The sequence below is a fragment of the Desulfosporosinus sp. HMP52 genome (assembly GCF_000765145.1).
In the GTDB taxonomy this organism is placed as follows: Bacteria; Bacillota; Desulfitobacteriia; order Desulfitobacteriales; family Desulfitobacteriaceae; genus Desulfosporosinus.
The window spans coordinates 81,408-104,725 of sequence record NZ_JMGA01000018.1 but is presented as its reverse complement, the minus strand read 5'-3'; the positions used below and the strand labels follow the sequence as shown (position 1 = coordinate 104,725).

Sequence of the window (23,318 nt, the reverse complement as noted above, 5' to 3'; positions counted from 1 at the left end):
CTCCTGACTTAGCGGCCAATTACCGGTTTTGCCGCTGTAAAATCAATATATCGAACCCCTTGTTGGATTGAAGTGTACCCATCGTCACTTAAGAGTTGGTAAAGTGCCATTAATTTATCTTTCCACTCATTGGCTTGTCCAAGTCGTACTTCGACCCCACTTGTCAAAAATAAAGTGATTTGCTCGATAGCATTAACATGCAACTCTCCAATCTGAGTAACTAATTCCGGCGGAGCTTGTTTAAGCAAGTTCAGACCTGCTTTAAGGAGAGAATTTTCCAGGTTCTGCCCGGGCCCAACTGTATCAGGAAGTTCAATTCCACTAATCACAGGATAATCATTTTTTGGCCAACTCTCTAGCCGGCGCAAAAAAGTCCCTTCGGAATCCACCTCTAAAACCCCTTTAGGGACTACAACTAAAGCAACAGGGGTGCGTTCAGTAACCTGAACAACCAGAGTTTGAGGGAGATTTCTTTGGAATTGAACATCTTTTATTAATGGATGTAAAGATATCTTATATTGAAGAGCCTTCCGATCAAAAAGCAATAGGTTTTGCCCTTGAATTCCGTCTGTTAACTTTAGGATTTCGCTTTCTGAAATGAGACTTAATCCTTGCACACTAACATGTTGAATAGCAAAAGCATTGGAGCGTAAAAACAGCGCCAAACCCAGGGAAAGCAGAATCGTCAATACTGCGATATAGAGAAAGGACGTATTCATTTTCTTGGGTTCCATAGTGGTATTTTCCTCCTTGTCCCAAGTATAACGAATACAGTCCTATTCTGCTATACAAAATTTAAAGTTCTTCAAAATTAATTCATAGAAATCTCACTTTTTGCCTTTTTAGAAACGCGCAAAAGCTTTGCTCCTAAACCGCAGTATTTTTCTTCAAGTTTTTCATATCCTCGATCAATGTAGTCTACCTTTTCCAGCACAGTTGCCTCCTCTGCTGCTAATGCCGCTAAGAAGAGAGCTGCTCCGGCGCGAAGATCTGTAGCTTCAACGAAAGCTCCTTCAAGAGACTTAACCCCTCGTATAATCGCTGTCCTGCCCTCAACCGTAATTTGAGCCCCCATTCTACGCAGCTCATCCACATGTTGAAAACGATTCTCGAAGATTGTCTCAGTGATTATGCTTGTTCCTTCCGCACTGGACAACATAGCCATAAACTGAGGCTGCATGTCGGTTGGAAATCCAGGATATGGCATTGTTTTAAGGTCTACCCCTCGTATCCCGCCCAACTGCTTCACCCGTACTGAATCATCCAGAAGAGTTATGGAGGCCCCGGCCTGCCGTAATTTAGCAATCACAGGTTCCAGATGTTCAGGAACGACATTTTCGATGACTACATCTCCTCTGGTCATGACAGCAGCTATCATATGGGTACCCGCTTCAATGCGATCAGGAATAACCCTATGTTCTGCAGGACGAAGGGAATCAACTCCATCAATTCTTAAAACATCCATCCCTGCTCCGCGCACTTTTCCACCCATTTTGTTGAGAAAATTTTGTAAATCTACTATTTCCGGCTCACGTGCTGCATTTCTTATGATTGTTGTCCCTTTTGCCAAAACTGCGGCCATCATAATGTTTTCTGTAGCTCCAACGCTCGGGACATCTAAATAAACATCCGCACCTTGGAGATGATCTGTCCAGGCTTCAATATAACCATGCCTTTCCTTAACCTTTACTCCTAACAGCTGCAAACCTTTTATATGCTGATCCATGGGACGGGAACCAATAGCGCATCCTCCCGGCCTAGATATTTTAACCCTACCATATCGCGCTAACAAGGGACCTAAAATTAGATTGGATGCTCGCATTTGCCGCATTAAAGCTTCATCAACCTCGCAGGACTCAAGCCCTCCAGCATCAATATGCATAGCCTCATTTTGACGTAGGACTTTACAACCAAGCCCTTCGAGCACTTCGATCATATGTTTAATATCAGCTAGCTCCGGTATCTCAAGTAAACTAGACGTCCCTTCTGCCAGTAACGATGCAGCTAATAAGGGAAGGGAAGAATTCTTTGCCCCACTAACTCGGATACTTCCTTCTAACCTTTGTTTACCTGTGATAACATAGCGATCCATCACTATAATCCACTCCCCTTTTAAACAATTCAATCCGGTTCTAACAAACTATGAGTGGCTTCCTCTAAACATCTCTTCTTCGGTTGACTTGTGCCGTTAAAATACTTTCTACTTCCGTTTGTAAGCCAATTCCATATTTCAATTGAATATCCGCCTTAATGGCTTCTATCAAGGCAAGAACATCACTGGAGGTTGCAAGGCCTGTGTTGACAATAAAATTTGCATGCTTCTCGGATACTTTCGCACCACCTATACTTCTTCCTTTCCAACCCGCGGCCTCAATCAATCGTCCGGCAGAATGTCCTGGTGGATTTCGAAAAACGCTCCCCGCATTAGGCAGCTCAAGTGGTTGATTTGCTGTCCGTTTTGTTAAGTATTCTCGCATATCCTGCAAGATTTGTTCCCGTTCACCTGCCTTGAATTTAAGGTGAGCTTCTAAAACCCAGGCATGCCCCCGCAAAGAACAGAATCTATAGGCAAACTCGAATTCATCACGCTTTAATTTCTTAATACTCCCATCCGCCCAGAGTGTTGAAACACTAAGTACACAGGAAGAAATTTCACCGCCATGGGCACCGGCATTCATCATAATGGCCCCGCCAATAGAGCCCGGAATCCCTCGTGCAAACTCCAAGCCACTCCATCCCAGTTCGCCTGCCTCTTGAGCCAAACGAGCTAATGTATATCCGGCCTCAACTCTGACCGAATGATCCCCCCAGTTAATTCCGCGTAGAGATGTTGAAACTAAGGTGATTCCAGAAAGTCCTTCATCCGGAAAGAGGACATTCGATCCACGTCCAATTAAGCGCACGGGAATTTCCGCTGCTTGGGCCCGCTGCCATACATTTAGTAAGTCCTCAATTGTTTCAGGCCAATATACAGTCTCGGCCGGCCCACCAATCCTCCACGTACTCAGTTTATGGAGCGGATAATTCTTCTCTACACGCCCCGGCATTCCATCCAAAATCATTAATATTCCACCTCAAGTTATCTGCCATTCTTTCGTTCTTCCAAATAGAGCTAAGAGCCAGCCTTATATCCAGCCAGGAAAGTCCCAGATCTATGCACATAGCTATGTTTTGAACAGCTGCTTTTTCCTCGGATAGTTTAGGCCAACGCGGCAAATGTCCCACAAACTTCTTTCTATCTTGCGAGCGGTAAAAGTCAATCTGATTTTCTCGGATCTCCCAAGCCGCTTTTGCATTTCCTCTGTCATTACCAACTCTTCTTCCCAAGGTGTTTTTTTCCATAAGACCATCTAACCAGGACTCGGATATAAGCCAATACACTCCCTCTTTCCATTCACATTGCCACTTTCCATCAGGAGTTGCCCAAAGTATGGTTGGTTCAAAGCCAGCCTGATTTAAGATGTGCGATAGCAAAGGACGTTCATTAATAAGGACTGCCGGCTCTGAAATCCAAATAATTAAGTCATCTTCTAAAAGATTATGTATAAATGATTGAACAGATTGAAATTTTATCCCCTTCGCAAAAGCCTTTTCTCTTAGAGAATCCTCCTCTTGCAGGTCAGGCCAGAAAATCAATTCTGTTACAGGGCTAAAAACTTCCGAAACTTGAACAGCATTACCATCGAAAGGCTTATCCAGCCAGTTCTCTTTAAATTCTCGGTTTAAATCCTCCTGATTCGGTTCAACCATAGAATAATCGAGCTGGATTTCTTCTAAAACTGCCCTAACCCCACTGATTCCTGGAACTGCAGAAGAAGCAGCCAGTTGTATCTTTCGCTTCGGCCACACCATGCTCACTCCTTTCATTGTTCACTGCCATATGCTATGCATCGGAGTAAAAAGGTGTGAGCGAAGTGTTAGAGGGACGGTCCTTTTAACACAGATTTATGCTATTAAAATCCAAGTCGAGAACCCTAGGCCTGCAACCTTCGCTCTAGCGAAAACTTCCAGCCGATACTCCCACAGAGGTTATCGTTACCAAAAGACTATGGAACACCGACTTTTGAAGTAGGTGTTCCAGTATTTTTAATTAACTTGTATCCTGGACTCACTCCTTTTAAAATGAGCCCAGGATACAAGTCGAGAACCACCCCTAACTTGTATTATCGCACACGGCTTTACAGTTTAGAACCTTGCTATCACCAAATATGGCAAGTTGAACCTCCCAATCTTGACTACAACGATATCACTAAACCTTTATTAAGCCAGAAAAGTAATTATCCTATGTTATTGACTTTCGAACTACGAACCACGATCAGCGCCAGGCAGTAGCTAGGCAAAGATCTACAATCTTATCTAAGGCCTTTGGCTGAGCTAAAGTTCGGGAAGCCTCTCCCATTTTTGCTAAAAGGGATGACTGAGAGATTAGCAGATTAATTTCATTCCACAGTCTTTCCCCATTACATTCTGAGTCCAAGATTACTTGAGCAGCCCCTGCTTGAACTAGAGCCTGGGCGTTATGTTCCTGATGATTCTCTGCCGCAAAAGGGTAGGGAATTAAAATTCCAGGTATCCCGGCAACCATCAGCTCAGCCAGTGATGCCGCCCCAGCCCTACCGATATACAAATCTGTACAGGCTAAAGCTTCCGGCATATCTTTCAAATATTCCACAACTCGCCATTGCGGACTTTCCCAAGGAATCTCTCTTTGTTTTAATTCTGCAATAGTTTCTGCATAGGTAACGCTTCCGGTGGCCCAAATCACTTGGATATCCCGTCGCTGGGCCAGACATTCCAAGACCTTGATCATAGCCTGATTTAAAGTGCGAGCACCTCTGCTTCCACCCGTTACAAGCAGGGTCAACCGATCCGAGCGAAGTCCAAAATGCTTTGCCCCAATTTCACGAGAATACCCACCAATTTCCTGACGAACCGGTAGTCCAACCAGTTCCATTTTATTCTTAACCCCAAAATGTGCAATGCTCTCGGGGAATGTCACCATAACTTTGTTCACTACTCTTGCCAAAATCCGATTAGTAATACCGGGCCAGGCATTTTGCTCATGAAGTAAGGTCGGAATCTTAAAAAGGGCAGCTGTCAATACCACCGGACCGGATACATATCCCCCTGTCCCGATGACTAAGTCCGGATGGAACTCACGTAAGACGTTCTTGGTTTCCCATAGGGCTTTAAAACTTTTACCAATAACCTTTATTGTATCCAGACTTAACTTACGAGGAAGTCCCTTTCCGGAAATACCTTTAAAGGCTATCCCTGCTTCCGGTACTAAACGCGCTTCCATCCCATCCTGGATTCCTACATAGAGAATTTGCGTATTAGCATCACGTGCCAACAAACCTTTGGCAATAGCTAATGCCGGATAAATATGCCCACCTGTTCCACCACCGGTCAAAATAACGCGCACCATCCATACCCCTTTCTCCACTGGAGACTATTGTGAGCCCCGAACATCCTGCCTCAAGTTCACTATCTTACTTCCCTGGAAATATTCAACAACACTCCAACACCTAACATAGTGAAAACCAAAGAAGTTCCTCCATAGCTTATAAACGGTAAGGTGATTCCCGTAACAGGCAATACCCCGCTTACAACACCCATATTGATCATTGCTTGAATAGATACCATAGCAGTTAATCCAACCGCCAGGAAACCCATGAATGGATCAGGAGCCCTCATTGCCACCCGAAAGCCTCGCCAGGCAAAAAGGAAGAAAATCAAAACCACTAAAGAAGCCCCTACAAAACCGAGTTCTTCACCAATCATAGCGAAGATAAAGTCCGTATGATTTTCCGGCAGATAAAGAAACTTTTGCCTGCTCTGCCCTAATCCTAAACCAAACAGTCCTCCGGGTCCCAAGGCTAACAGCGCCTGAATGGTCTGATATCCATTTCCCAAAGGATCTGCCCACGGATCCAAAAATGCAAAAATACGTCTCATACGGTAGGGTGCTGCTGCAATGGCAGCAACCACCAATCCTAAACCTGTTCCGGCCAAAGCCATAATGTGACTTGTCTTGGCTCCCGCAGCAATTAACATAAAAAAGGTGGTAGCAGCTATTACTAATGTCGTCCCCAAATCAGGCTGAAGCATAATCAATCCGGCAATGACTCCCATTAGACCAAGGATGGGCAAAACTCCTTTGCGGAAGGACTCAATCTTATGAGGATTAAGCGCCAAAACATGAGACATCATCAAGACCATGGAAAGCTTGATTACTTCCGAAGGCTGAATAGACAATGGCCCTAGTCCAATCCATCGATCCGCTCCATTAACCCTTCGCCCAATTCCCGGGATCTTAACAGCAATCAGCAGGACAATAGCCATAATAAGTGCAGGCTTAGCATATTTTCGCACCCAGCGCAAATCTATAACCATGCTGACAAACATTGCTACTAGCCCCATCGTAACCCAGAGTATTTCCATCTTAAGATAGTGATAAGGATCGTCATACTGAATATAGCCTCTAACAGCACTCGAACTATAAACCATAACGAAACCTATCGCTAACAGAGCTAAAATTGCCCCTAACAAGACTAAATCCGGTCGATGGTACTTTCGCATTAATAGATCCCCCTTTTATTTTTGAATGGGTTCCCTATAATGCCTACGCACTAACTCCTTAAACAATTCCCCTCTTTGCTCATAATTCTTAAACATATCCCAACTTGTACAAGCAGGAGATAATAATACGACATCTCCAGGCTTTGCTTCAGAGATGGCTTTCTCTACCCCTTCCTCGAAAGTAGAAACCCTTATAATCCTCTCAACCCCCTCATCCTTAGCCGCCTGTTCCATCTCCTCAGCCGCTTGTCCCAGCAAAATTAAACTTTTGACCTTTTTTCGGACAACCTTCATAAATTCGTGGAAATCAAGTCCCTTATTTTTTCCTCCGGCAATTAACACCAAAGGCTCGTCGAAAGCCTGCAAAGCTTTAGTTGCCGCATCTGTATTCGTACCTTTAGAATCATTTACAAAAAGCACCCCTGCAAAGGACCCTACAACTTCTTGGCGATGTTCAACTCCCTTGAACCGAGCAAGTCCTTCTGAAATCTCAGTCCAGGAAAGCCCGAATGCTCTTGCGGCAGCGGCAGATGCCATAACATTTTCCAAATTGTGAGCTCCGCGTAATTGGAGATTCTTTCGCGAAATAATAGGAATCATCGTCTTCTTTTCCTTAACCGCAAAGACAATATCATCATGCCATAGACTGATTCCATCTTGCAAAAAAGTAGTGGGACTGAAATAAATCACTTGACTTTTTAATTTTGTCCCTAATTCTCTGACTCTTGGGTCATCCCAATTTAAGATTGCTAAATCCATAGGAGTTTGGTTTTTAAAAATTTGAGCCTTAGCCTCTAGGTAGTTTTCCAATGTTCCATGCCTGTCCAAATGATCAGGGGTAAGATTTAACAAAACTCCTATATGTACATGAAGTTTATCCACAAATTCCAATTGAAAACTAGATAGTTCAGCCACAACAATACTGTTATCCCCTAAGCCGTTTACTTGCCCGCTTAAAGCAACTCCAATATTCCCCGCAACAACTGTAGGCTTACCTGTTAGCTTAGCCAATTCTCCTATAAGAGTTGTGGTCGTCGTTTTACCATTTGTCCCGGTTACGCCAACACAAAGGGCGGGACAGTCATGCATAGCCAGTTCTACTTCACTCCACAAAGTCACATTGCGAGAAAGTCCCTCTTGAACTAAAGGGAGCTTAGGGGAAACCCCCGGTGACAAAACAATTAGCTCAGGATTAATCTCAGCAAATTCCGGCATTTCTCCTAAAAGCAAATGTTTTGTATCGAGTCTGATATCCTCTATACCAGCAAGCTGTTCTGCCGACTTACTATCTGTCAAGAAAACCTCAGCTCCCAGCTTCTGAAGTTTTCGAACCGCCGCCTGTCCACTTAAACCTGCCCCTATTACCAAAGCGCGTTTGTTCAACCAATCCACAATATATACCCTCCGTTTCAAGTTCTAGACGCTATTTGTGCATATTCATCTCGAACCTCTCAAAATATCCGATCATATCCCCTTTCTCATCTCTTACAGGTACAATATTAACCCTCTCATTCCTGTAATTAACGTGCAAGAAGACCTCATTTGCGTGGTTCTTAAGTTTTTCGACAGTGGATTTTATCATTTCCACTGATTTAGGGTTTTGATGGCACTCAAAAAGAGACTTCCCAATCAAATCTCGATAGCCACGTTCTTGATAGTAATGATATTCTGCTCTTTTATTAAGGTATCTGATAACATGCTCACAATCGACAAAAACAATCGGATACGGGTATGAATCCAAGATAAAAGACAACATTTTTTCTCTATCCACAAAAGTTCCTCCTAAGTGAGTTTAGATCTATTGAGTCTCTCTCCCTACCCCAGGGTCGGCATATAGCCAATAATTCCAAGAACGGCACAAATCAAAGCGACAGACCAAAAAACAATAACTACCTTCCATTCACTCCAACCAACAAGTTCGAAATGGTGATGCAGGGGACTCATACGAAAAATCCGTTTCCCTGTTGTTTGAAAAGAAGCAACTTGTAGAATTACAGAGAGCGCCTCAACTGCAAACAAACCACCTATCACTATCAAGACTAACTCACTCTTAGTTAGCACCGCCAAGCTGGCTAAAGCACCTCCTAGGGCTAAGGATCCGGTATCTCCCATAAAGATCCGCGCCGGGTAGGTATTAAAGCGCAAAAAGCCCAGTGTTCCACCCACCAATGCCGCAGCAAATACTGCCATATCCGTCTCATGGGCCAAGACAGCCACCCCGTGAATAGCAGCCAGTAAAGCAATCACCACATAGGCGGCACCTGCAAACATTGTACTTCCGGCAGCTAATCCATCCAATCCATCGGTAAGATTTACCGCATTAGTCATTAGCACAATGAGCAGAGAAATCAATACATAGTAAAACCAGTTTAATTCTAGGTGTACTGATGTGAAGGGAATAGCAACGTCTGTTCCTCGCCCTAGCCACTTGACAGAAACCCACATTAGAATAAATGCTAAGCCAAACTGTCCAATGAGTTTTTGGTAGGCTCTAAGCCCTAAAGAACGATGCATTACAACTTTAATGAAATCATCAATGAAGCCAATTAATCCAAAACCGAGGGTGATTCCGACCAAAGTCACCATTTCCAAAGAAGTGGGTTGTTCTGCCGAAACTAGAGCACTGACAATAATACCTACTAGAAAAATAATCCCACCCATTGTAGGGGTTCCTGCCTTTTTTAGGTGTCTTTTAGGGCCATCATCGCGTACATTTTGACCGAACTTAAGAACCCTCAAGACCGGTATCAAAAAAGGGCTCAGGACCAACGTGATAATTAGGGCTAATCCTGCTGCCAAGACCAAACGCTCAGACATGTGCTATTCCATCCTTTACTCTCATCTTTCCAGTTTTGCCGTAATCTCTTCCATTCGCATACCTCGCGAACCTTTAATCAGAACCCAAGTCCCCTGTCCCAAAGCCAGCAGCCTTAAGGCCTCTTTAACAGCCTCTTCACGAGAATAGGTCACTGTTATATGATTTTCCGGAAAACCGGCCAATCGCGCCCCTTGAGCAATCTCTTCAGCCAATTTTCCCACTGTAATTAATTCATTGATTCCTAAATCTGAGAGTGCTCGCCCAACCTCTCGATGGCCTGATTCCGCGGAGATTCCCAATTCGTACATTTCACCTAATATTGCCAGAGTTCTATTACCGACACCTCGCTCCTTGAGAACTTGCAAAGAGGCCTGCATGGAAACCGGATTGGCATTATAGACATCATTAATTATGACACTTTCCGAAACCCCTCTTCGAATTTCCAACCTCATCCTTGATAATTCCAGTTTACTAAGCCCTGTGCATCCTTTGTCCAAAGAAACTCCTAACATCGTCCCAACATTTAAGGCAGCCAAGGCATCCAATACATTATGAGTGCCTGGCAAAGGGAGATTGGCTGTTACTCTCTGATCTTTATAAAGCACATCGAAGGCCGTTCCCAGTTCTCCCCATGGCCTAAGCTGTACCCCTCTAATAATTGGGTCGGCAAAGGATCCCTCAATACCATAATAAGAAATCTGATGCTTCAGATCCTTTCGGGCCTTTTCTACCGAAAACTGATCCTCGGCATTGATAATTGCAACTCCACCCTCTGGCAAGGCGTCAATTAACTCCCATTTTGCCTGGGCAATTCGCTCCTGAGTAAGCAGCAATTCCAAATGAGTAGTCCCAATATTCGTTATTACCCCAATATCCGGCTTTCCGATATCGCATAGAGCTTTAATCTCACCCAAACCACGCATACCCATTTCAAGAATTAATACCTCTGTCCCTAGGGGCGCGTTTAAGATGGTCATCGGAAGTCCTAATTCGTTGTTATGATTTTCTTTATTCCGGTAAACTTGGAACTCTTGAGACAAGACCGCATAAATCATGTCCTTAGTCGTCGTCTTGCCGTTACTTCCTGTAACACCCACAACTTTAGCTTTAAGCTCCCTACGCCAGTACTGAGCAAGATCTTGAAGCGTCTTATAAACAGACTCTACTAACAAAAGAGCTTTGCCCTCCGGCACCCTAGGCTCCCCCGTTCCCCGAAAACGGGCTTCATCTGCAATAACCAGCAGGGCTCCATTATTCCAGGCAGCGTCTATATAATCATGCCCATCTACTCGCTCTCCCGGTAATGCAAAAAACATTTCTCCACCTTGGGCTTGGCGACTATCAAGGATACATCCATGAACCTTCAGATCAGGATCTCCAAACAAATTTCCTTTGACCAATTTGGCGACTGCTTTAGTAGTCCAATTACTCATAGCCAAGCCCCCTTAAAGCTTCACGGGCTACCTCTCGGTCATCAAAGGGATGAACCTCTTTGCCAAAGATCTGATAGGTTTCATGCCCTTTACCGGCAATCAAAATTGTATCACCCGGTTTTGCTTGACGACAGGCACTCCAAATTGCTTCCCGACGGTCTGCTAGAGCAACATGCTCCACTCCTGAAACACCGGTTAGAATTTCTTGGATAATTTGATCCGGATCTTCCGTTCGGGGATTATCTGAAGTTACAATCAAAAAGTCACTTCCCCTGGAAGCAACCTCCCCCATCAAAGGCCGTTTTGTCCTATCACGATCCCCTCCACAACCGAAGACAGTGAAAAGTCTTCCTTTGGTAAAGCTCTTAGCGGTTCTTACTACATTCTCCAAGCCATCGGGGGTATGGGCATAATCTACGATAACCTGAAACGGCTGACCTTGACGAACGCTTTCAAAGCGGCCGGGGACTCCGGCTATTTCGGAAAGAGCCTCAGCAACAGTTGCCGGGGGATAGCCCCGCTCCACTCCCCAGACAAAGGCTGCTAAAGCATTATATACACTAAAATACCCCGGGGTCGCATACCAAACTTCTTGTTCGGATCCCTTAAATTGAACCTGGAAACGCACCCCCTCCGGGGTTACTTCTACATTCACTGCCCGATAATCAACCATATTATTTATTCCATAGCTCACAACTGAAGCAATTGAAGCTTGGCTTAATTCCTTAAATACCGGATCATCCCCGTTTAAAATACTAATTTTCTTTACTTGCTTAGTCCCTTTCAAATTAGAAAACAAGAGGGATTTTGCCGCTAGATAGTCCTCCATTGTTTTATGATAATCCAGATGATCTTGTGTCAAATTCGTAAAAATACCTGCATCAAATTCGCAACCGGCCACCCGTCCTAATACCAAAGCGTGAGATGACACCTCCATTACAGCCAAATTCACACCTTCAGCAACCATTTCCGCTAAAAGCTTCTGAACCTCTATAGCCTCAGGAGTTGTCCTCTCCCCCGGAATGGCCCGCCCATTAATTCGAGCACCTAAAGTTCCTATTAAGCCAACTTTCTTGCCGAGCTTTATCCCGATTTTCTCAATAAGATAAGTAATGGTAGTTTTGCCGTTTGTACCGGTTACACCGACTAGCTCAAGCTGCTCACTCGGATGATCATAGATTATCGCTGCCAGCGTTCCCATAACTTGACGCACACTTGAAACTCTAATCTGAGGAACATCTAGTGGTAAAAACCGTTCCACAACTAAAGCCACAGCCCCGGAGGCAACCGCACTGGCCGCAAAATCATGACCATCTACCTGAAGACCAGGTACACAAGCATATAAATCCCCTGACTCTACGTGCCTCGAATCCATTGACATTCCACGGACGATGACTTCACAATTCCCTAACGATTCCAGAATCTCAATACCGTCAATTATGTCTAATAATGATTTATTCGCTCTAGGCATTCATCATCTTTCCTTTCGAATGCTTTGTAAAACCAGATTGTAACTTCCCATAATTATTATAGACAAATAAGCCTTGCGACAGACCTAAATATTCTCAGTTACTGCCCTAATGGGCTGACGGAAATAGGAAAACGACCTGTCAGACTGCGAATAGCTTCAATGTCTTCATCTTCATCTTCCCACCAGGGATTAAGCGTAGGCGTCGATGCCTCTGCCCCCAGATAGAGGAGAATATTAGATTCCGCTTCCACCTGTGAGTCACCGTGAGGAATCTGGTCTAACACCACCGCTCCATCACCCTCTGTCATTGTCTTAAATCCAGCCTTAGTCAGAATATCTTGCGCTTCTCCTATAGGAAGACCTAAAACAGAAGGAACCGTTGCAGCTTTTTTAATAGGTGAGAACTCTAGCCCGGGCATAGGTTTGCCGGGAGTTAAAGGTGCCTTAGGATCAGGTTTAACACCCAGATATCTCAACGAATCGAGCATGACCGTCTGTACAACAGGAGATGCTACAACCCCACCATAAAAGGGCACGCCATCAATAACACATAAAATTGCCAGACGGGGTGCATCTGCAGGGGCAAATGCTATAAAAGACGCAACATATTCCCCTTGGATATAGCCACCGTTCTGCACTTTTTGTGCTGTCCCTGTTTTTCCCGCCACACGATATCCCGGCAGGAAGGAACGTCGCCCAGTTCCATTTGTTACGACAGATTCTAAGACCTCACGTTCGATTTTAGAAGTATCCTCACTTATAATACGCCTGATTTCTTCTTTTTTGAAGGGTGTTACAACCCTACCGCTTGGACCGACAATCTCTTTTACCAATTGTGGCTTCATCAAGGTCCCACCATTAGCAACCGCAGAAACCGCCGTTAGTAATTGGATAGGGGTAACGTTATTTGTCTGACCAATTGACATGGTCGCTAAATCTAAGGCTGTGGCCTTTTTCTTATTTGCTAAAATCCCCAAGGCTTCTCCGGACATCTCAATACCGGTCTTCTTTCCAAAGCCAAAATCTCGCAAATACTTGTAAAAAGTATCCATTCCCAATCGTTGTCCCATTTCGATAAAACCCGGATTACAGGAATTTTCAGCCACTTCCGTAAAAGTTTGATCACCATGTCCGCCTGCTTTCCAGCAACGAACATTTTTACCCAAAACCGTATAGGCACCCTTGTCAAAAAAATGCTCGCTAAGCTTAATTTTCTTTTCTTCCAAAGCAGCAGCGAGAGTAATGATTTTAAAGGTAGATCCTGGCTCATAACCATTCTGAATAGCAATATTACGTCTCGTGCTGGGATCTGCCTCCTGATATCGATTAGGGTCAAAGGTCGGTGCAGAAGCAAGGGCCAGCATCTCTCCTGTATTAGGTTCCATTACCAGGATTGATGCGTTCTTAGGCACTTGCCCATTCATATTAACCCCCTGACCGGTCATTAACTTTTGTAGTTCCCGTTCCGCAAAGGCCTGAATGTTTTTATCAATGGTTAATCTTACAGTGTTTCCCTGTTTGGGAGCCAGGTACTGATGTTCCGCTTGAGGCAAAGGAATGCCATTAGCCCCAAATTCTTGGAGAATACTTCCCGGTATTCCCTTCAGCTCCGATTCCCTTGTCAACTCTATTCCTTCAAGACCCTGATTGTCAATTCCAGCATACCCGATTATATGGGCTGCAAGACTTCCATTGGGATAATATCGCTGACTATCCTCCGTAGTTCCTATGCCAGGAAGTTCTAACGCCCTTACTTGTGCTGCAACCTCAGGGCTTACACGCTTTTGTACGTATTCCAGCGCTGAACGTTTTGTAATCCGCCCTTCAATTTCTTGAGCCGATTTTCCAAGCAGCGGAGCTAAGGTTGCGGCCATCTCTTTAGCACGGCCGGATTGGCGAACCTCCGCCGGAACTGCATACACTGTTTCTGTACTGACACTCATTGCTAGAACATTTCCTTGGCGATCCTCAATATTTCCACGTTTGGGAGCTACTGGAACACCACGAAAATGAGAATCATCTGCCTTTTTTCGCAAATCGGCTCCCTGACTTAGTTGAACGAAGCCTAACCGAACAATTAACACTACTAAAAAGGCACAAACACACAAAAAAAGAAAAGCGATTCGTTTACGCATGACGACATAAGGACTCATAAGCCCTCACCCCACCTTTCTGGGGTCTCCGCGTACCCAAAGCGCCTTTCTCTTAACGTTGTGTAGAAGCAAAAAAGCTTGTAAATTTTCGAGAGAATTGTTGAAGTGCAGTGGGTTTAGACTCTGCTTGAGTTACCGCTTGGGTCGGCGGAGCCCCCTGTTCATTTTTAGCCGCAGGCACTACACCTGCCATATACACTTTCCCCGTAGGTTTTTCCATACCCATCGATAAGGCAACACTCTCAATCCGTCCTACTGAACGAAGTTTGTCGGCTTCCATCTGAAGCAGATCATTCTTCGTTTTGATTGCGGAAATTTCATTTTCTAGGGTTCGTATCTCAGCTCCTTGGACTACTGTCAGATGAATAGTTTCCGCTCCAATGGCACCCGTCACTCCGACAACAAATGCCAAAACTACAATACTTTTAATCTTAGAGTATCCTTTCCCTTTTCTCACAAGTCGAGGATTATTCTCGGCATGTGTTTGTGTCAAAACCTCCTGCCACTCAACCTTTTCTTGCGCCACTACCATGGGTATTCCTCCTCCTATTGCTTTAGACATTATATTTTTTCGGCAACCCGTAATTTTGCACTTCTTGACCTAGGATTTTGCTCCACTTCTTCTTGGCTGGGTAGAAGTGGCTTTTTGGTTATTACCTTAGCTTTGGTTTTTGCATTGCACCGGCAGATCGGTAACTCCGGCGGACACGTGCACCTTCCCAGCCAGGATTTCATTCTCTCTTTGACGATGCGGTCTTCAAGGGAATGAAAGGTTATTACCCCTACTCTGCCACCCTGGCCCAGACAGTTCAGGGCCTGATCTAACCCACGATCTAAGACTCCCAGTTCATCATTGACTACAATTCGTATGGCCTGAAAAGTACGTTTTGCGGGATGAGGTCCACTTCGACGAACTGCGGCCGGAACCGCAGCTTTAATTGCCTGCACTAAATCTCCTGTGGTTTCAAGAGGCTTTTCTCTGCGCGCTTGAGTTATAAACTGGGCTATCCGTTTTGCCCATTTTTCCTCTCCATAGTCCCAAATGAGTTGAGCTAAATCCTCTTCAGTCCATAAATTCACAATTTCCCGAGCACTTAATTGACCTGAAGAATCCATACGCATATCTAAGGGGGCATCTTGCATATAACTAAACCCCCGTTCAGCTTCATCAAGTTGAGGTGACGAAACTCCTAAATCAAAGATGATTCCATCGACGGGAAGCAAGTTCAATTCTCCTAAAGTTTCCTCTAACGACTCAAAGTTCCGATTGATTAAGGTAACCCGTTCATCCTTACCAAGAATATCTTTGGCATTACGAATAGCCTGTATATCCTGATCAAAACAGATCAATTTTCCGGACGCTCCAAGCTTTGATAAAATCATTTTACTATGTCCGGCACCTCCTAAGGTGCAATCAACATATCTACCCGAGGGATTTGAAACGACTAAATTCACGGTTTCTTCTAATAACACTGTAACATGATGAAAATCCAAGTTAATCCGTTCCTTTCTATATTCCGAGCTGGACTAGAGATTCAGCAGCGCTGGCATAGGCACTTTCTGCTTGCTGACTGTATTCTGTCCAAAGTTTCTGGCTCCAAATCTCGACTCGACTTGACACACCTACCAGAACCAGATCTTTCTCTAATTGCGCATAATCGCGCAGATTAGCTGGTAATAGAATCCTCCCTTGCTTATCAAGTTCACATTCTGTTGCCCCAGAAAAAAAGAAACGGACAAAAGCTCTTACATCCGGTTGAGTAAATGGTAACTCACGCAGCTTTTTTTCTAAGGTCTCCCACTCTGAACGAGGGTAAACGAACAAACAGTGATCTAAGCCCTTGGTCACAATAAATTGTTCACCTAGGGCTTCACGAAACTTGACAGGTATAATCAACCGTCCTTTTCCGTCAATCGTATGAATGTATTCCCCCATAAACATAGTGCTCACCCCACTGCAGTGGTTTTCTACCCCACTTCACCCCACTTTATCCCACTATTCTCCATTCGTAAAGATAATCCTGCTAAAGAATTCTCTTTTTAGAATAAAAAATAAAAAAACAGGAGGAAGGTCCTAGTTTATTTCGAAATAAGTAGGCCTTAGACCTAAAGCAGTAAAAAACAAAAGTCTTTTCAATACTTTAATAAAGCATTAAAAAGACTAAGGACTAAGAGTGAAAAATTGATTGGGATAAAGCTTAAGGTTACTTCAAAAGTAGTTAATCGATGAATTCCGAGACTTCCACTTCTTCTAATTAGAGTTCCTTAATTCTACTTCGACGGAGTTAGACACATGGAAGTCTCGATGTTCGGCTTTAGCTGAACTAGTTCACTTCAGCTGTTAAGCAAGATGCAGTGGTTTTCCGAGTATTCCGTGGGCTGCTTCCATTACAGCTTCAGGCAATGTAGGGTGGGCATGAACTGTTCGTGCTAGATCCTCTGCGAGAAGCCCTTTTTCAATGGCTATTACTAATTCAGAAATTAACGTGCTCGCCTGCGGCCCCATGATGCTGGCCCCAACAACCACTCCTTCATGATTTGCCAAAATTTTGACGAGTCCAATGCTTTCACCTAAGGCTAAGGCCTTGCCATTGGCTGAAAACGGAAATTTACTGACTCGATAATCGACTCCTGATGCTTTAAGCTCCTGCTCAGAAAGCCCAACCGTGGCAATTTCAGGATGTGTGAAAATCGCACTGGGTATGGCTCGATAACTCATCTCCACGGAATGACCGGCAATCTGTTCCACAGCAATTATTCCTTCAGCAGAGGCAACATGGGCTAACATAATTCCCCCTACGACATCCCCGATTGCATAAACATTAGGAAGATTGGTTTGCATTTTAGAGTTCACCTTAATGGCTCCCTTGTCAATCTCTAAACCCAATCCATTTATATCGATTCCTCTCAGATTTGGCCTGCGGCCAGTTGACAATAGAACGCAATCAGTGGAAATTTCTTTAACTCCTTTAGCATCTTCAATCTGAACTAGAAGACTCTCACCTGCTTGACTAATCTGCTTGACTAATGTTTTTGTAAAAATATCGATTCCATTACGTTTTAGTAATGGGGTTATTCGCTTTGGAATTTCCTCATCAATAGTTGGTAACAGACTCGGAAGCATTTCCACAACACTTACTTTTACCCCAAAGGCTTGATAGATCGAAGCAAATTCTAAACCAATAACTCCTCCTCCGATAATAACAAGACTTTTAGGCATATAAGTAAGGTCGAGAATCTCATCACTGGTTACTACCCCTGGAAGATCAGCTCCCGGAATGGGTATTCGTACAGGGGTAGATCCTGTTGCCAGCACAAGGTTCTCTACCTCTAAATCTTCCTCACCATTCACTGTCGTTACGGAAATATGTCCTAATTGTTTAAATTCGCCCCATCCCTTGATAACACGAATATTTGCGGCTTTCATTAATTTCTCCACACCGCCAACTAGAGAGTTGACAACTTGTTCTTTTCGAGCAACTACAGCCTGATAATCGACTCTTTTGTCACCAACATGCAAACCAAATTCCGAAGCGCGTCCAATTTCCCGCCATAAATCAGCACTCTTAACGAGAGCCTTCGTAGGAATACACCCTCGGTTCAAACAAGTACCACCTAATTGTTCACCCTCGATGAGAACTACTGACATACCTAATTGAGCAGCTTTTAACGCACATACATATCCTCCAGGACCTCCTCCGAGGACGCCAACTTTATAAGCCACGTCTTTCCTCTCCTTCCCTATAGTTTTCAACTAATTCTATTTCGGGGGACGTTTTACCTGCAAAGATGTTCAGTCTAAAGCCGAACAGGAATCTGTAAACAATATGTCCAGCTCAATTTGATCGTATGCGCAGGGACTCTGTTCAGTTCAAGAATGTCCTAGGTTCCTCTGTCCACAGACTATATATTAGGAAAGGACCTAAACCCCGAGTTTAGCTCAGGATTTAGATCCTTTCAAGATTATTCTCTACTCTTACGGTTTAACCGAAAAACTCTCCTGAAGTAACGGGTATTATTAGGATTTGCCCAGGATAGATAAGATCGGGGTTGCGAAGATCATTAGCTAGTATAATGGCCTGCATTGTTGTGCCATAGCGTTGAGCAATTTTCCAGACAGAATCGCCTTTTTTTACCACATACACTTCATTTGAAGGGGTAGGTGTAGGCATTGGTGGGCAAGGACGCTTAGGATGATGTTGATGATATTCATGTTGTTGATGATGATGCTCCATCACAGGGGTACCACAAGGTGAGCACGGTCTTGGCCCGTCAAGGTCAAGGGAAACAAAGCCCGGATCTAAATCAACATCTAGATTTACAAATCCTCCTGGGGGATACATGCCAGGAGCTCCATGCATCATACCATACATACCTGGCATTCCCTGCATTCCTCCCATGCCTTGCATGCCTTGCATTCCTTGCATTCCTCCCATACCTTGCATTCCTCCCATACCTTGCATTCCTCCCATACCTTGCATTCCTCCCATGCCTTGCATTCCTTCCATACCTTGCATTCCTTCCATACCTTGCATGCCTTCCATACCTTGCATGCCTTCCATGCCTTGCATTCCTCCCATACCTTGCATTCCTTGCATTCCTTGCATTCCTTGCATACCTTGCATTCCTTGCATACCTTGCATTCCCGGTGTAAGAGTTGGGTTATAAGCAACGGAACGTAATTCCATATTATTTTCCTCCTTTATCGTTAACCAGCTTGCTTCTCAACAATTGATTCTTGCCTTTAACTAATAACAATATATGGTAGTAAACCCATAATGTGTTTGTACCTTGCTAAACTATTTGTTTTTTTAAAATCATATAATTTAAAACCCAAGCCATAATAGTGCCCGAATCAAATTCTAACTTTACACCCAATTTAGCTAAAAACTTGTACTTAAAATACAAGTTAATAGCAGTTTCTAAGAGAATAAAAATACCACAAAGGATATTCTTGAACTCGAAGTTTGTATTTACTGGGTAAAACACCTTTATCAAAAGTCTACTCCATCTATAAAGGGGCTGATGCTTACGAACCTTTAGTTCGTTTGCACAGCCCCTACATAACTAACAATATTAGTTTAACTTCAAATATAGATTTTCTATACCTCAGTAATCGCCTTATTAAGCTTTTCAATTAAATCATCCGGATTTTTCCCATGAGTTAACGCCGCACCTTCAATGCTCTCCATTGTTGAAGAAGGACATCCTAAACAGTGCATCCCAAGTTCTAAAAAAACTTGAACAGTTTGCGGATATTGGCGAAGAACTTGGCCTACTGTCATCTCTTTAGTTAACAATAAAATTCCTCCTTTGCATTTCTTATAAAAACACTCGGTTTTATTATATAGTATTTTTGTCGGTTTATACAATAAGTAAAGATGCGAAGCACCGAACTCATTTTTATACATTTCTACACTATAAATCCGAGTCGTGATTACAAAGTTATTTACACCGTTCCCCTCATAGCACTTCCAACTTCCGACAAAAGCTGATAAATGTGTTCTGAAAGATCTTTCTGAAGAGTACCGGTCCCACAACTTGGCGTTAACATACTTTGCTGGCGCAAGAGGTTTTCATCAACGCCACGTTCTACAAGCGCAGCAATATTGTTTTCCAAACGATGTATTAGACCATGAGCAGTTTCTTCCCAAGCATCTTGATTTGTAGGGACAATTCCCCAGGAGAGGATGCCACCACGTAATAAAAACTTGTTAAGAGGCTCAGCTAAAACCATCATACTCTGTAAATAAGCATAGGCATCAAAATTCACAATCTGGGCTTTAGAGTCAAAAAGAAGCGTCCAATCCATTCCTGCACAAACATGGACGCCGGGGATCCCTTTTTGACGAATAATTCCCTCAAAAATCGAGTTTAACTCTGTTATTAGTTCCTCTCTGTTTAGGGTTATATAGGAGGAGGCACCTACACCATAGAGTCCGGGGTCATCGACCATCATAATTACTGGCAATTCGAACTTGCTCAGTCGCTTGGTCTGCCACTCGGCATGTAATGTAAGAGTCTTAACCAAGATATCACGAAGAGTTTCATCATAATAGCTGGATCTTCTATTTTTATCCGTGATTTGCATACCTAACGTAAGGGGTCCACTTAGTTGTCCTTTTAAAAACTTAGCGTCCCTTGTTCCATGATTTTCGAGATTAAGGCAGAAAGCTTCAAACCCTTCTCCACCTTGCAAACTAAAGCCAAAGCGACCTAAAGCATTATCGGATCCCTCAATTCCCTCTAAATACAGAGAGAAAAACCCGGTCATTCGCTCTACCCAGTCCGTTTCTTCAATTAAAAACTTTGGATTTTTAATATCACCAATAATTCCTGTTTCTATTAAAACATTGAGGTATTGCCCAATAAATGAGCTTTCTGCTCCGGAATTAGGGAGTTGAGGCCAATGAGGCGCCAGAGGGACATTCTTCCATATCAAATCTAAGGCCTCTTCACTATTTGTTTGAGGAACACTTCCAACTCCTGTGGTTAAAAAATGAGGTTTGAAATTATTTCTATTCATATCCTAACCTCCCCATCTAGCTTAATTTAATACAGCCTCGAATTTTAGAGTGTTATATCGGGTATTTAAGAATATGGATCATTTTATCAGCTCATATAATTGTTCAACTATAGTATGAGTAAGCGGTTGGATCATGTTCCAAATAAAAACCCAATCTGATATGTAAAACGATCCCCACACAAAAACTGCTCCAGCAATAATCCCGGGAACCCATAAAAAGGGTAAATACCTCCCCCCAATCCGGTGAATATCATGAGCCCGAATAGGAGCAAACAGGAATCCCAACAGGATATAGCCAACCACAGGTGCATAAAATGGAACTCCCCAAGGGACCAGAGCCCAGGCAATGGCAATAAATACCGCCCAACGATAACGTCTTTCCAACCAAAAAATAAGACCAGCTTCGTTAGGCTTCTCCGGTAAATGCGGAACAACCACTCCAATTTGGAGCAATCGAATAAGAATAAATAGACCAACTAATACAGCCCATATTAACCAAGGGGATTGAGACTGTAATAACTGCATACCAGGCCATAAGTGAGAAAGCCATGGGCTAACGTTCAGAGGAATACGAAATAATCCAGAGGTGAATAGCCCTGCTACCATAGAAATGCGAGCTAAAAAGAATAGTCCATTCCAGAACCAAGCATTGCGCAGACGACGCTTGGGCTTATTATTCCCGATCTCTTTATAACGCCAAGTTGCTGATCGAATATTCATCCATCCCAGAAAAACCATAAGCAGAGCCCAGAATCCAGCAAAGATTTGTTCTTTATCCCATTTGACACTTGGGGTCAAAGGAGTTTCCACCGCTACAGTTCCCCAGGTTCCCTTAATCGAAGCTCCTTCAATTAAAGTCGATTGCTCTTCTGAAAGCCCTGTGTGAAAATCTGATAAAGTCAGCGCAAAAGCCAAACTAGGCTCTACTTCTTGCTCTGCGTGTTGCAAGTACATATTCGCAGAATCACTAGAGTCTAAACCTTTTCCCACTGTCCATGCCCAAAGAGAAGGGTGAAGCCGCTTTTCTGCGATTAGGCTTCGAAAATCATCTGCTTGAGGAAGTCTCTTAGACGGAACTAACTCCACAGGTAGCTCAGCCCATATCCCGATACCTACTCTGTCTGCAGTTTGCAGCCAAAGTTCATCCGGAACTTGTCCAATGAAATAAACAAGGTTTTTTCCTTCTTGACGTTTAGATATTAACCATGACTCTACCTCCCCGGAATTACGAAGACGGCTTTCCTTCTGAGGAGTTAATGCTTCTCCCGAAATCAATAGTTCCTGACCATTTAATTTCCAATTCCCAGATTCAAAGGAAACCGCGCTTAAACCTAAAGGCAAGGATAAATCGTCAACATCACCCTTACTGTTCGTAACCTTTAGATGTAGTTGATAGAGGTAAGGGTCTTCCAGCGTCCAGCGACGGGCATCAGGCAATAGGAATGTTAAGGTAACCGGTTGACGATCCGGACTTTCTTGGGTTTCCACAACAAGTGTTTGCTCTGCTAACCCAGCAGATCCATCAGAGATAACCCCATATACTGTCCATGGCCCTTCCGGAGAAAAACCACGGTGCAGCAAATCTGTTGCCACTGTTATTTGAGCAGTAGACTCGAGCCATTCAATCTTTACTTGCGGCAACATTATGGTCGTTTCCACAACGGCGTCCAAACGAATATCACCTTTAATATACCCGGATTTTGGCCAAGGGGAGCCTAACAAACCGGAACGCTGCCCGGCACTTCCAGTAAGCTCAACTAAGAGAATGTTGTCTTCTCCATAACGAAAGGCTTTAGGTAAAATTTCCAACTCGTCACTTCCACCACTGCCTTCAAATTCACCTATTTTTTCACTGCTTGAGATTCCATTTAAGTATACATTGGCATGACCTTGTACCCCATTAAAGGTAAGTACCATTGTCCGGGAGCTCCACTCACCTGGGATTTTTAACCGTTTAGTAACTACGGAGAATCTTGCGCTAGACGGAAGAACCAACGGACGTCCTTTAGTTAGAAAAAATTTACTGTATTTACCCTCGGAAGGTTCTGATTCTGTAGTCCAAGCCTGACGTAAAGACGAGAACTGATTCCAACTTCCATTTAAGTTTTGAGTATAACGTGAGGCACTAATTGCACTCTGGCCGGCATAAAGAGAATCTCCTTCTGAACTCTGCCAATTCCACCAAAGAACGCCTAACGTTACTACCCATAAAATCACAAAAACTATGAAGCGACGATTAAACATATAACAAGCCCCTTCTTGTAGCACTTTTCAATCCGATGATACTTTGACATATTCGTGAAAAATCAACAAAACCCTTGCTAACAATAAAAAA

At 43.6% G+C, this 23,318-nt stretch carries 20 protein-coding genes; all 20 read right to left on the bottom strand.

Annotated features, from left to right (window positions below; translation table 11 throughout):
* Positions 1-8: 8 nt before the first annotated feature.
* Complete coding sequence (locus DP73_RS07160) at positions 9-734, bottom strand: FtsQ-type POTRA domain-containing protein (RefSeq protein WP_034598499.1); 726 nt, start codon at positions 732-734, stop codon at positions 9-11.
* A 77-nt stretch (positions 735-811) separates the two neighbouring features.
* Positions 812-2,098: a UDP-N-acetylglucosamine 1-carboxyvinyltransferase gene (murA, locus tag DP73_RS07155; protein WP_034598725.1), complete on the bottom strand. Its 1,287-nt coding sequence runs from the start codon at positions 2,096-2,098 to the stop codon at positions 812-814.
* 58 nt (positions 2,099-2,156) lie between these two features.
* A complete protein-coding gene (murB, locus tag DP73_RS07150) occupies positions 2,157-3,062 on the bottom strand; it encodes a UDP-N-acetylmuramate dehydrogenase (protein ID WP_205623363.1) in 906 nt (301 codons plus the stop codon).
* Complete coding sequence (locus DP73_RS07145; protein WP_034598498.1) at positions 3,010-3,852, bottom strand: hypothetical protein; 843 nt, start codon at positions 3,850-3,852, stop codon at positions 3,010-3,012. The genes murB and DP73_RS07145 overlap by 53 nt, the downstream gene beginning before the upstream one ends.
* Positions 3,853-4,315: 463 nt before the next feature.
* Positions 4,316-5,425: an undecaprenyldiphospho-muramoylpentapeptide beta-N-acetylglucosaminyltransferase gene (gene murG, locus DP73_RS07140; RefSeq protein WP_034598723.1), complete on the bottom strand. Its 1,110-nt coding sequence runs from the start codon at positions 5,423-5,425 to the stop codon at positions 4,316-4,318.
* A gap of 62 nt (positions 5,426-5,487) precedes the next feature.
* Complete coding sequence (gene spoVE, locus DP73_RS07135) at positions 5,488-6,582, bottom strand: stage V sporulation protein E (RefSeq protein ID WP_034598496.1); 1,095 nt, start codon at positions 6,580-6,582, stop codon at positions 5,488-5,490.
* 15 nt (positions 6,583-6,597) lie between these two features.
* Entirely contained in the window at positions 6,598-7,974 is a 1,377-nt protein-coding gene (murD, locus tag DP73_RS07130; protein ID WP_034598495.1) for a UDP-N-acetylmuramoyl-L-alanine--D-glutamate ligase, read from the bottom strand.
* Between the two features lie 31 nt (positions 7,975-8,005).
* Complete coding sequence (locus DP73_RS07125) at positions 8,006-8,353, bottom strand: PAS domain-containing protein (RefSeq protein ID WP_052090454.1); 348 nt, start codon at positions 8,351-8,353, stop codon at positions 8,006-8,008.
* A 44-nt stretch (positions 8,354-8,397) separates the two neighbouring features.
* On the bottom strand, positions 8,398-9,399 hold the full coding sequence (gene mraY / locus DP73_RS07120; RefSeq protein WP_034598494.1) for a phospho-N-acetylmuramoyl-pentapeptide-transferase: 1,002 nt from the start codon (positions 9,397-9,399) through the stop codon (positions 8,398-8,400).
* A 21-nt stretch (positions 9,400-9,420) separates the two neighbouring features.
* Positions 9,421-10,833, bottom strand: coding sequence for a UDP-N-acetylmuramoyl-tripeptide--D-alanyl-D-alanine ligase (gene murF / locus DP73_RS07115; RefSeq protein ID WP_034598493.1), 1,413 nt, complete (start codon positions 10,831-10,833; stop codon positions 9,421-9,423).
* On the bottom strand, positions 10,826-12,304 hold the full coding sequence (locus DP73_RS07110) for a UDP-N-acetylmuramoyl-L-alanyl-D-glutamate--2,6-diaminopimelate ligase (RefSeq protein WP_034598492.1): 1,479 nt from the start codon (positions 12,302-12,304) through the stop codon (positions 10,826-10,828). The genes murF and DP73_RS07110 overlap by 8 nt, the downstream gene beginning before the upstream one ends.
* 98 nt (positions 12,305-12,402) lie before the next feature.
* Positions 12,403-14,457: a penicillin-binding transpeptidase domain-containing protein gene (locus DP73_RS07105; protein ID WP_034598491.1), complete on the bottom strand. Its 2,055-nt coding sequence runs from the start codon at positions 14,455-14,457 to the stop codon at positions 12,403-12,405.
* Positions 14,458-14,509: 52 nt separating this feature from the next.
* Positions 14,510-14,989: a septum formation initiator gene (locus DP73_RS07100; RefSeq protein ID WP_034598490.1), complete on the bottom strand. Its 480-nt coding sequence runs from the start codon at positions 14,987-14,989 to the stop codon at positions 14,510-14,512.
* 29 nt (positions 14,990-15,018) lie between these two features.
* A complete protein-coding gene (gene rsmH, locus DP73_RS07095; RefSeq protein ID WP_034598489.1) occupies positions 15,019-15,951 on the bottom strand; it encodes a 16S rRNA (cytosine(1402)-N(4))-methyltransferase RsmH in 933 nt (310 codons plus the stop codon).
* Between the two features lie 16 nt (positions 15,952-15,967).
* The gene (mraZ, locus tag DP73_RS07090) at positions 15,968-16,399 is read right to left on the bottom strand and encodes a division/cell wall cluster transcriptional repressor MraZ (protein ID WP_174278167.1); all 432 of its coding nucleotides are present in this window, start codon (positions 16,397-16,399) and stop codon (positions 15,968-15,970) included.
* Positions 16,400-16,798: 399 nt separating this feature from the next.
* Complete coding sequence (lpdA, locus tag DP73_RS07085; RefSeq protein ID WP_034598488.1) at positions 16,799-18,181, bottom strand: dihydrolipoyl dehydrogenase; 1,383 nt, start codon at positions 18,179-18,181, stop codon at positions 16,799-16,801.
* A gap of 259 nt (positions 18,182-18,440) precedes the next feature.
* The gene (locus DP73_RS22445) at positions 18,441-19,145 is read right to left on the bottom strand and encodes a LysM peptidoglycan-binding domain-containing protein (RefSeq protein WP_081962984.1); all 705 of its coding nucleotides are present in this window, start codon (positions 19,143-19,145) and stop codon (positions 18,441-18,443) included.
* A gap of 414 nt (positions 19,146-19,559) precedes the next feature.
* Positions 19,560-19,757 (bottom strand): DUF1858 domain-containing protein, encoded by a 198-nt coding sequence (locus tag DP73_RS07065; protein WP_034598486.1) that lies wholly within the window; start codon positions 19,755-19,757, stop codon positions 19,560-19,562.
* Between the two features lie 149 nt (positions 19,758-19,906).
* Positions 19,907-20,983, bottom strand: coding sequence for a methionine synthase (locus DP73_RS07060; RefSeq protein ID WP_034598485.1), 1,077 nt, complete (start codon positions 20,981-20,983; stop codon positions 19,907-19,909).
* Positions 20,984-21,061: 78 nt separating this feature from the next.
* Entirely contained in the window at positions 21,062-23,227 is a 2,166-nt protein-coding gene (locus DP73_RS07055; RefSeq protein ID WP_034598483.1) for a glycosyl hydrolase, read from the bottom strand.
* Between the last annotated feature and the right edge of the window lie 91 nt (positions 23,228-23,318).

What these genes read in the sequence shown, in the direction of transcription:
- DP73_RS07160 (WP_034598499.1), bottom strand. Translation starts at nt 734, where the DNA reads ATGGAACCCAAGAAAATGAATACGTCCTTTCTCTATATCGCAGTATTG.
- murB (WP_205623363.1), bottom strand. Translation starts at nt 3,062, where the DNA reads ATGATTTTGGATGGAATGCCGGGGCGTGTAGAGAAGAATTATCCGCTC.
- DP73_RS07145 (WP_034598498.1), bottom strand. Translation starts at nt 3,852, where the DNA reads ATGGTGTGGCCGAAGCGAAAGATACAACTGGCTGCTTCTTCTGCAGTT.
- spoVE (WP_034598496.1), bottom strand. Translation starts at nt 6,582, where the DNA reads ATGCGAAAGTACCATCGACCGGATTTAGTCTTGTTAGGGGCAATTTTA.
- mraY (WP_034598494.1), bottom strand. Translation starts at nt 9,399, where the DNA reads ATGTCTGAGCGTTTGGTCTTGGCAGCAGGATTAGCCCTAATTATCACG.
- murF (WP_034598493.1), bottom strand. Translation starts at nt 10,833, where the DNA reads ATGAGTAATTGGACTACTAAAGCAGTCGCCAAATTGGTCAAAGGAAAT.
- DP73_RS07110 (WP_034598492.1), bottom strand. Translation starts at nt 12,304, where the DNA reads ATGCCTAGAGCGAATAAATCATTATTAGACATAATTGACGGTATTGAG.
- DP73_RS07105 (WP_034598491.1), bottom strand. Translation starts at nt 14,457, where the DNA reads ATGAGTCCTTATGTCGTCATGCGTAAACGAATCGCTTTTCTTTTTTTG.
- DP73_RS07100 (WP_034598490.1), bottom strand. Translation starts at nt 14,989, where the DNA reads ATGGTAGTGGCGCAAGAAAAGGTTGAGTGGCAGGAGGTTTTGACACAA.
- mraZ (WP_174278167.1), bottom strand. Translation starts at nt 16,399, where the DNA reads ATGTTTATGGGGGAATACATTCATACGATTGACGGAAAAGGACGGTTG.
- DP73_RS22445 (WP_081962984.1), bottom strand. Translation starts at nt 19,145, where the DNA reads ATGGAATTACGTTCCGTTGCTTATAACCCAACTCTTACACCGGGAATG.
- DP73_RS07060 (WP_034598485.1), bottom strand. Translation starts at nt 20,983, where the DNA reads ATGAATAGAAATAATTTCAAACCTCATTTTTTAACCACAGGAGTTGGA.
- DP73_RS07055 (WP_034598483.1), bottom strand. Translation starts at nt 23,227, where the DNA reads ATGTTTAATCGTCGCTTCATAGTTTTTGTGATTTTATGGGTAGTAACG.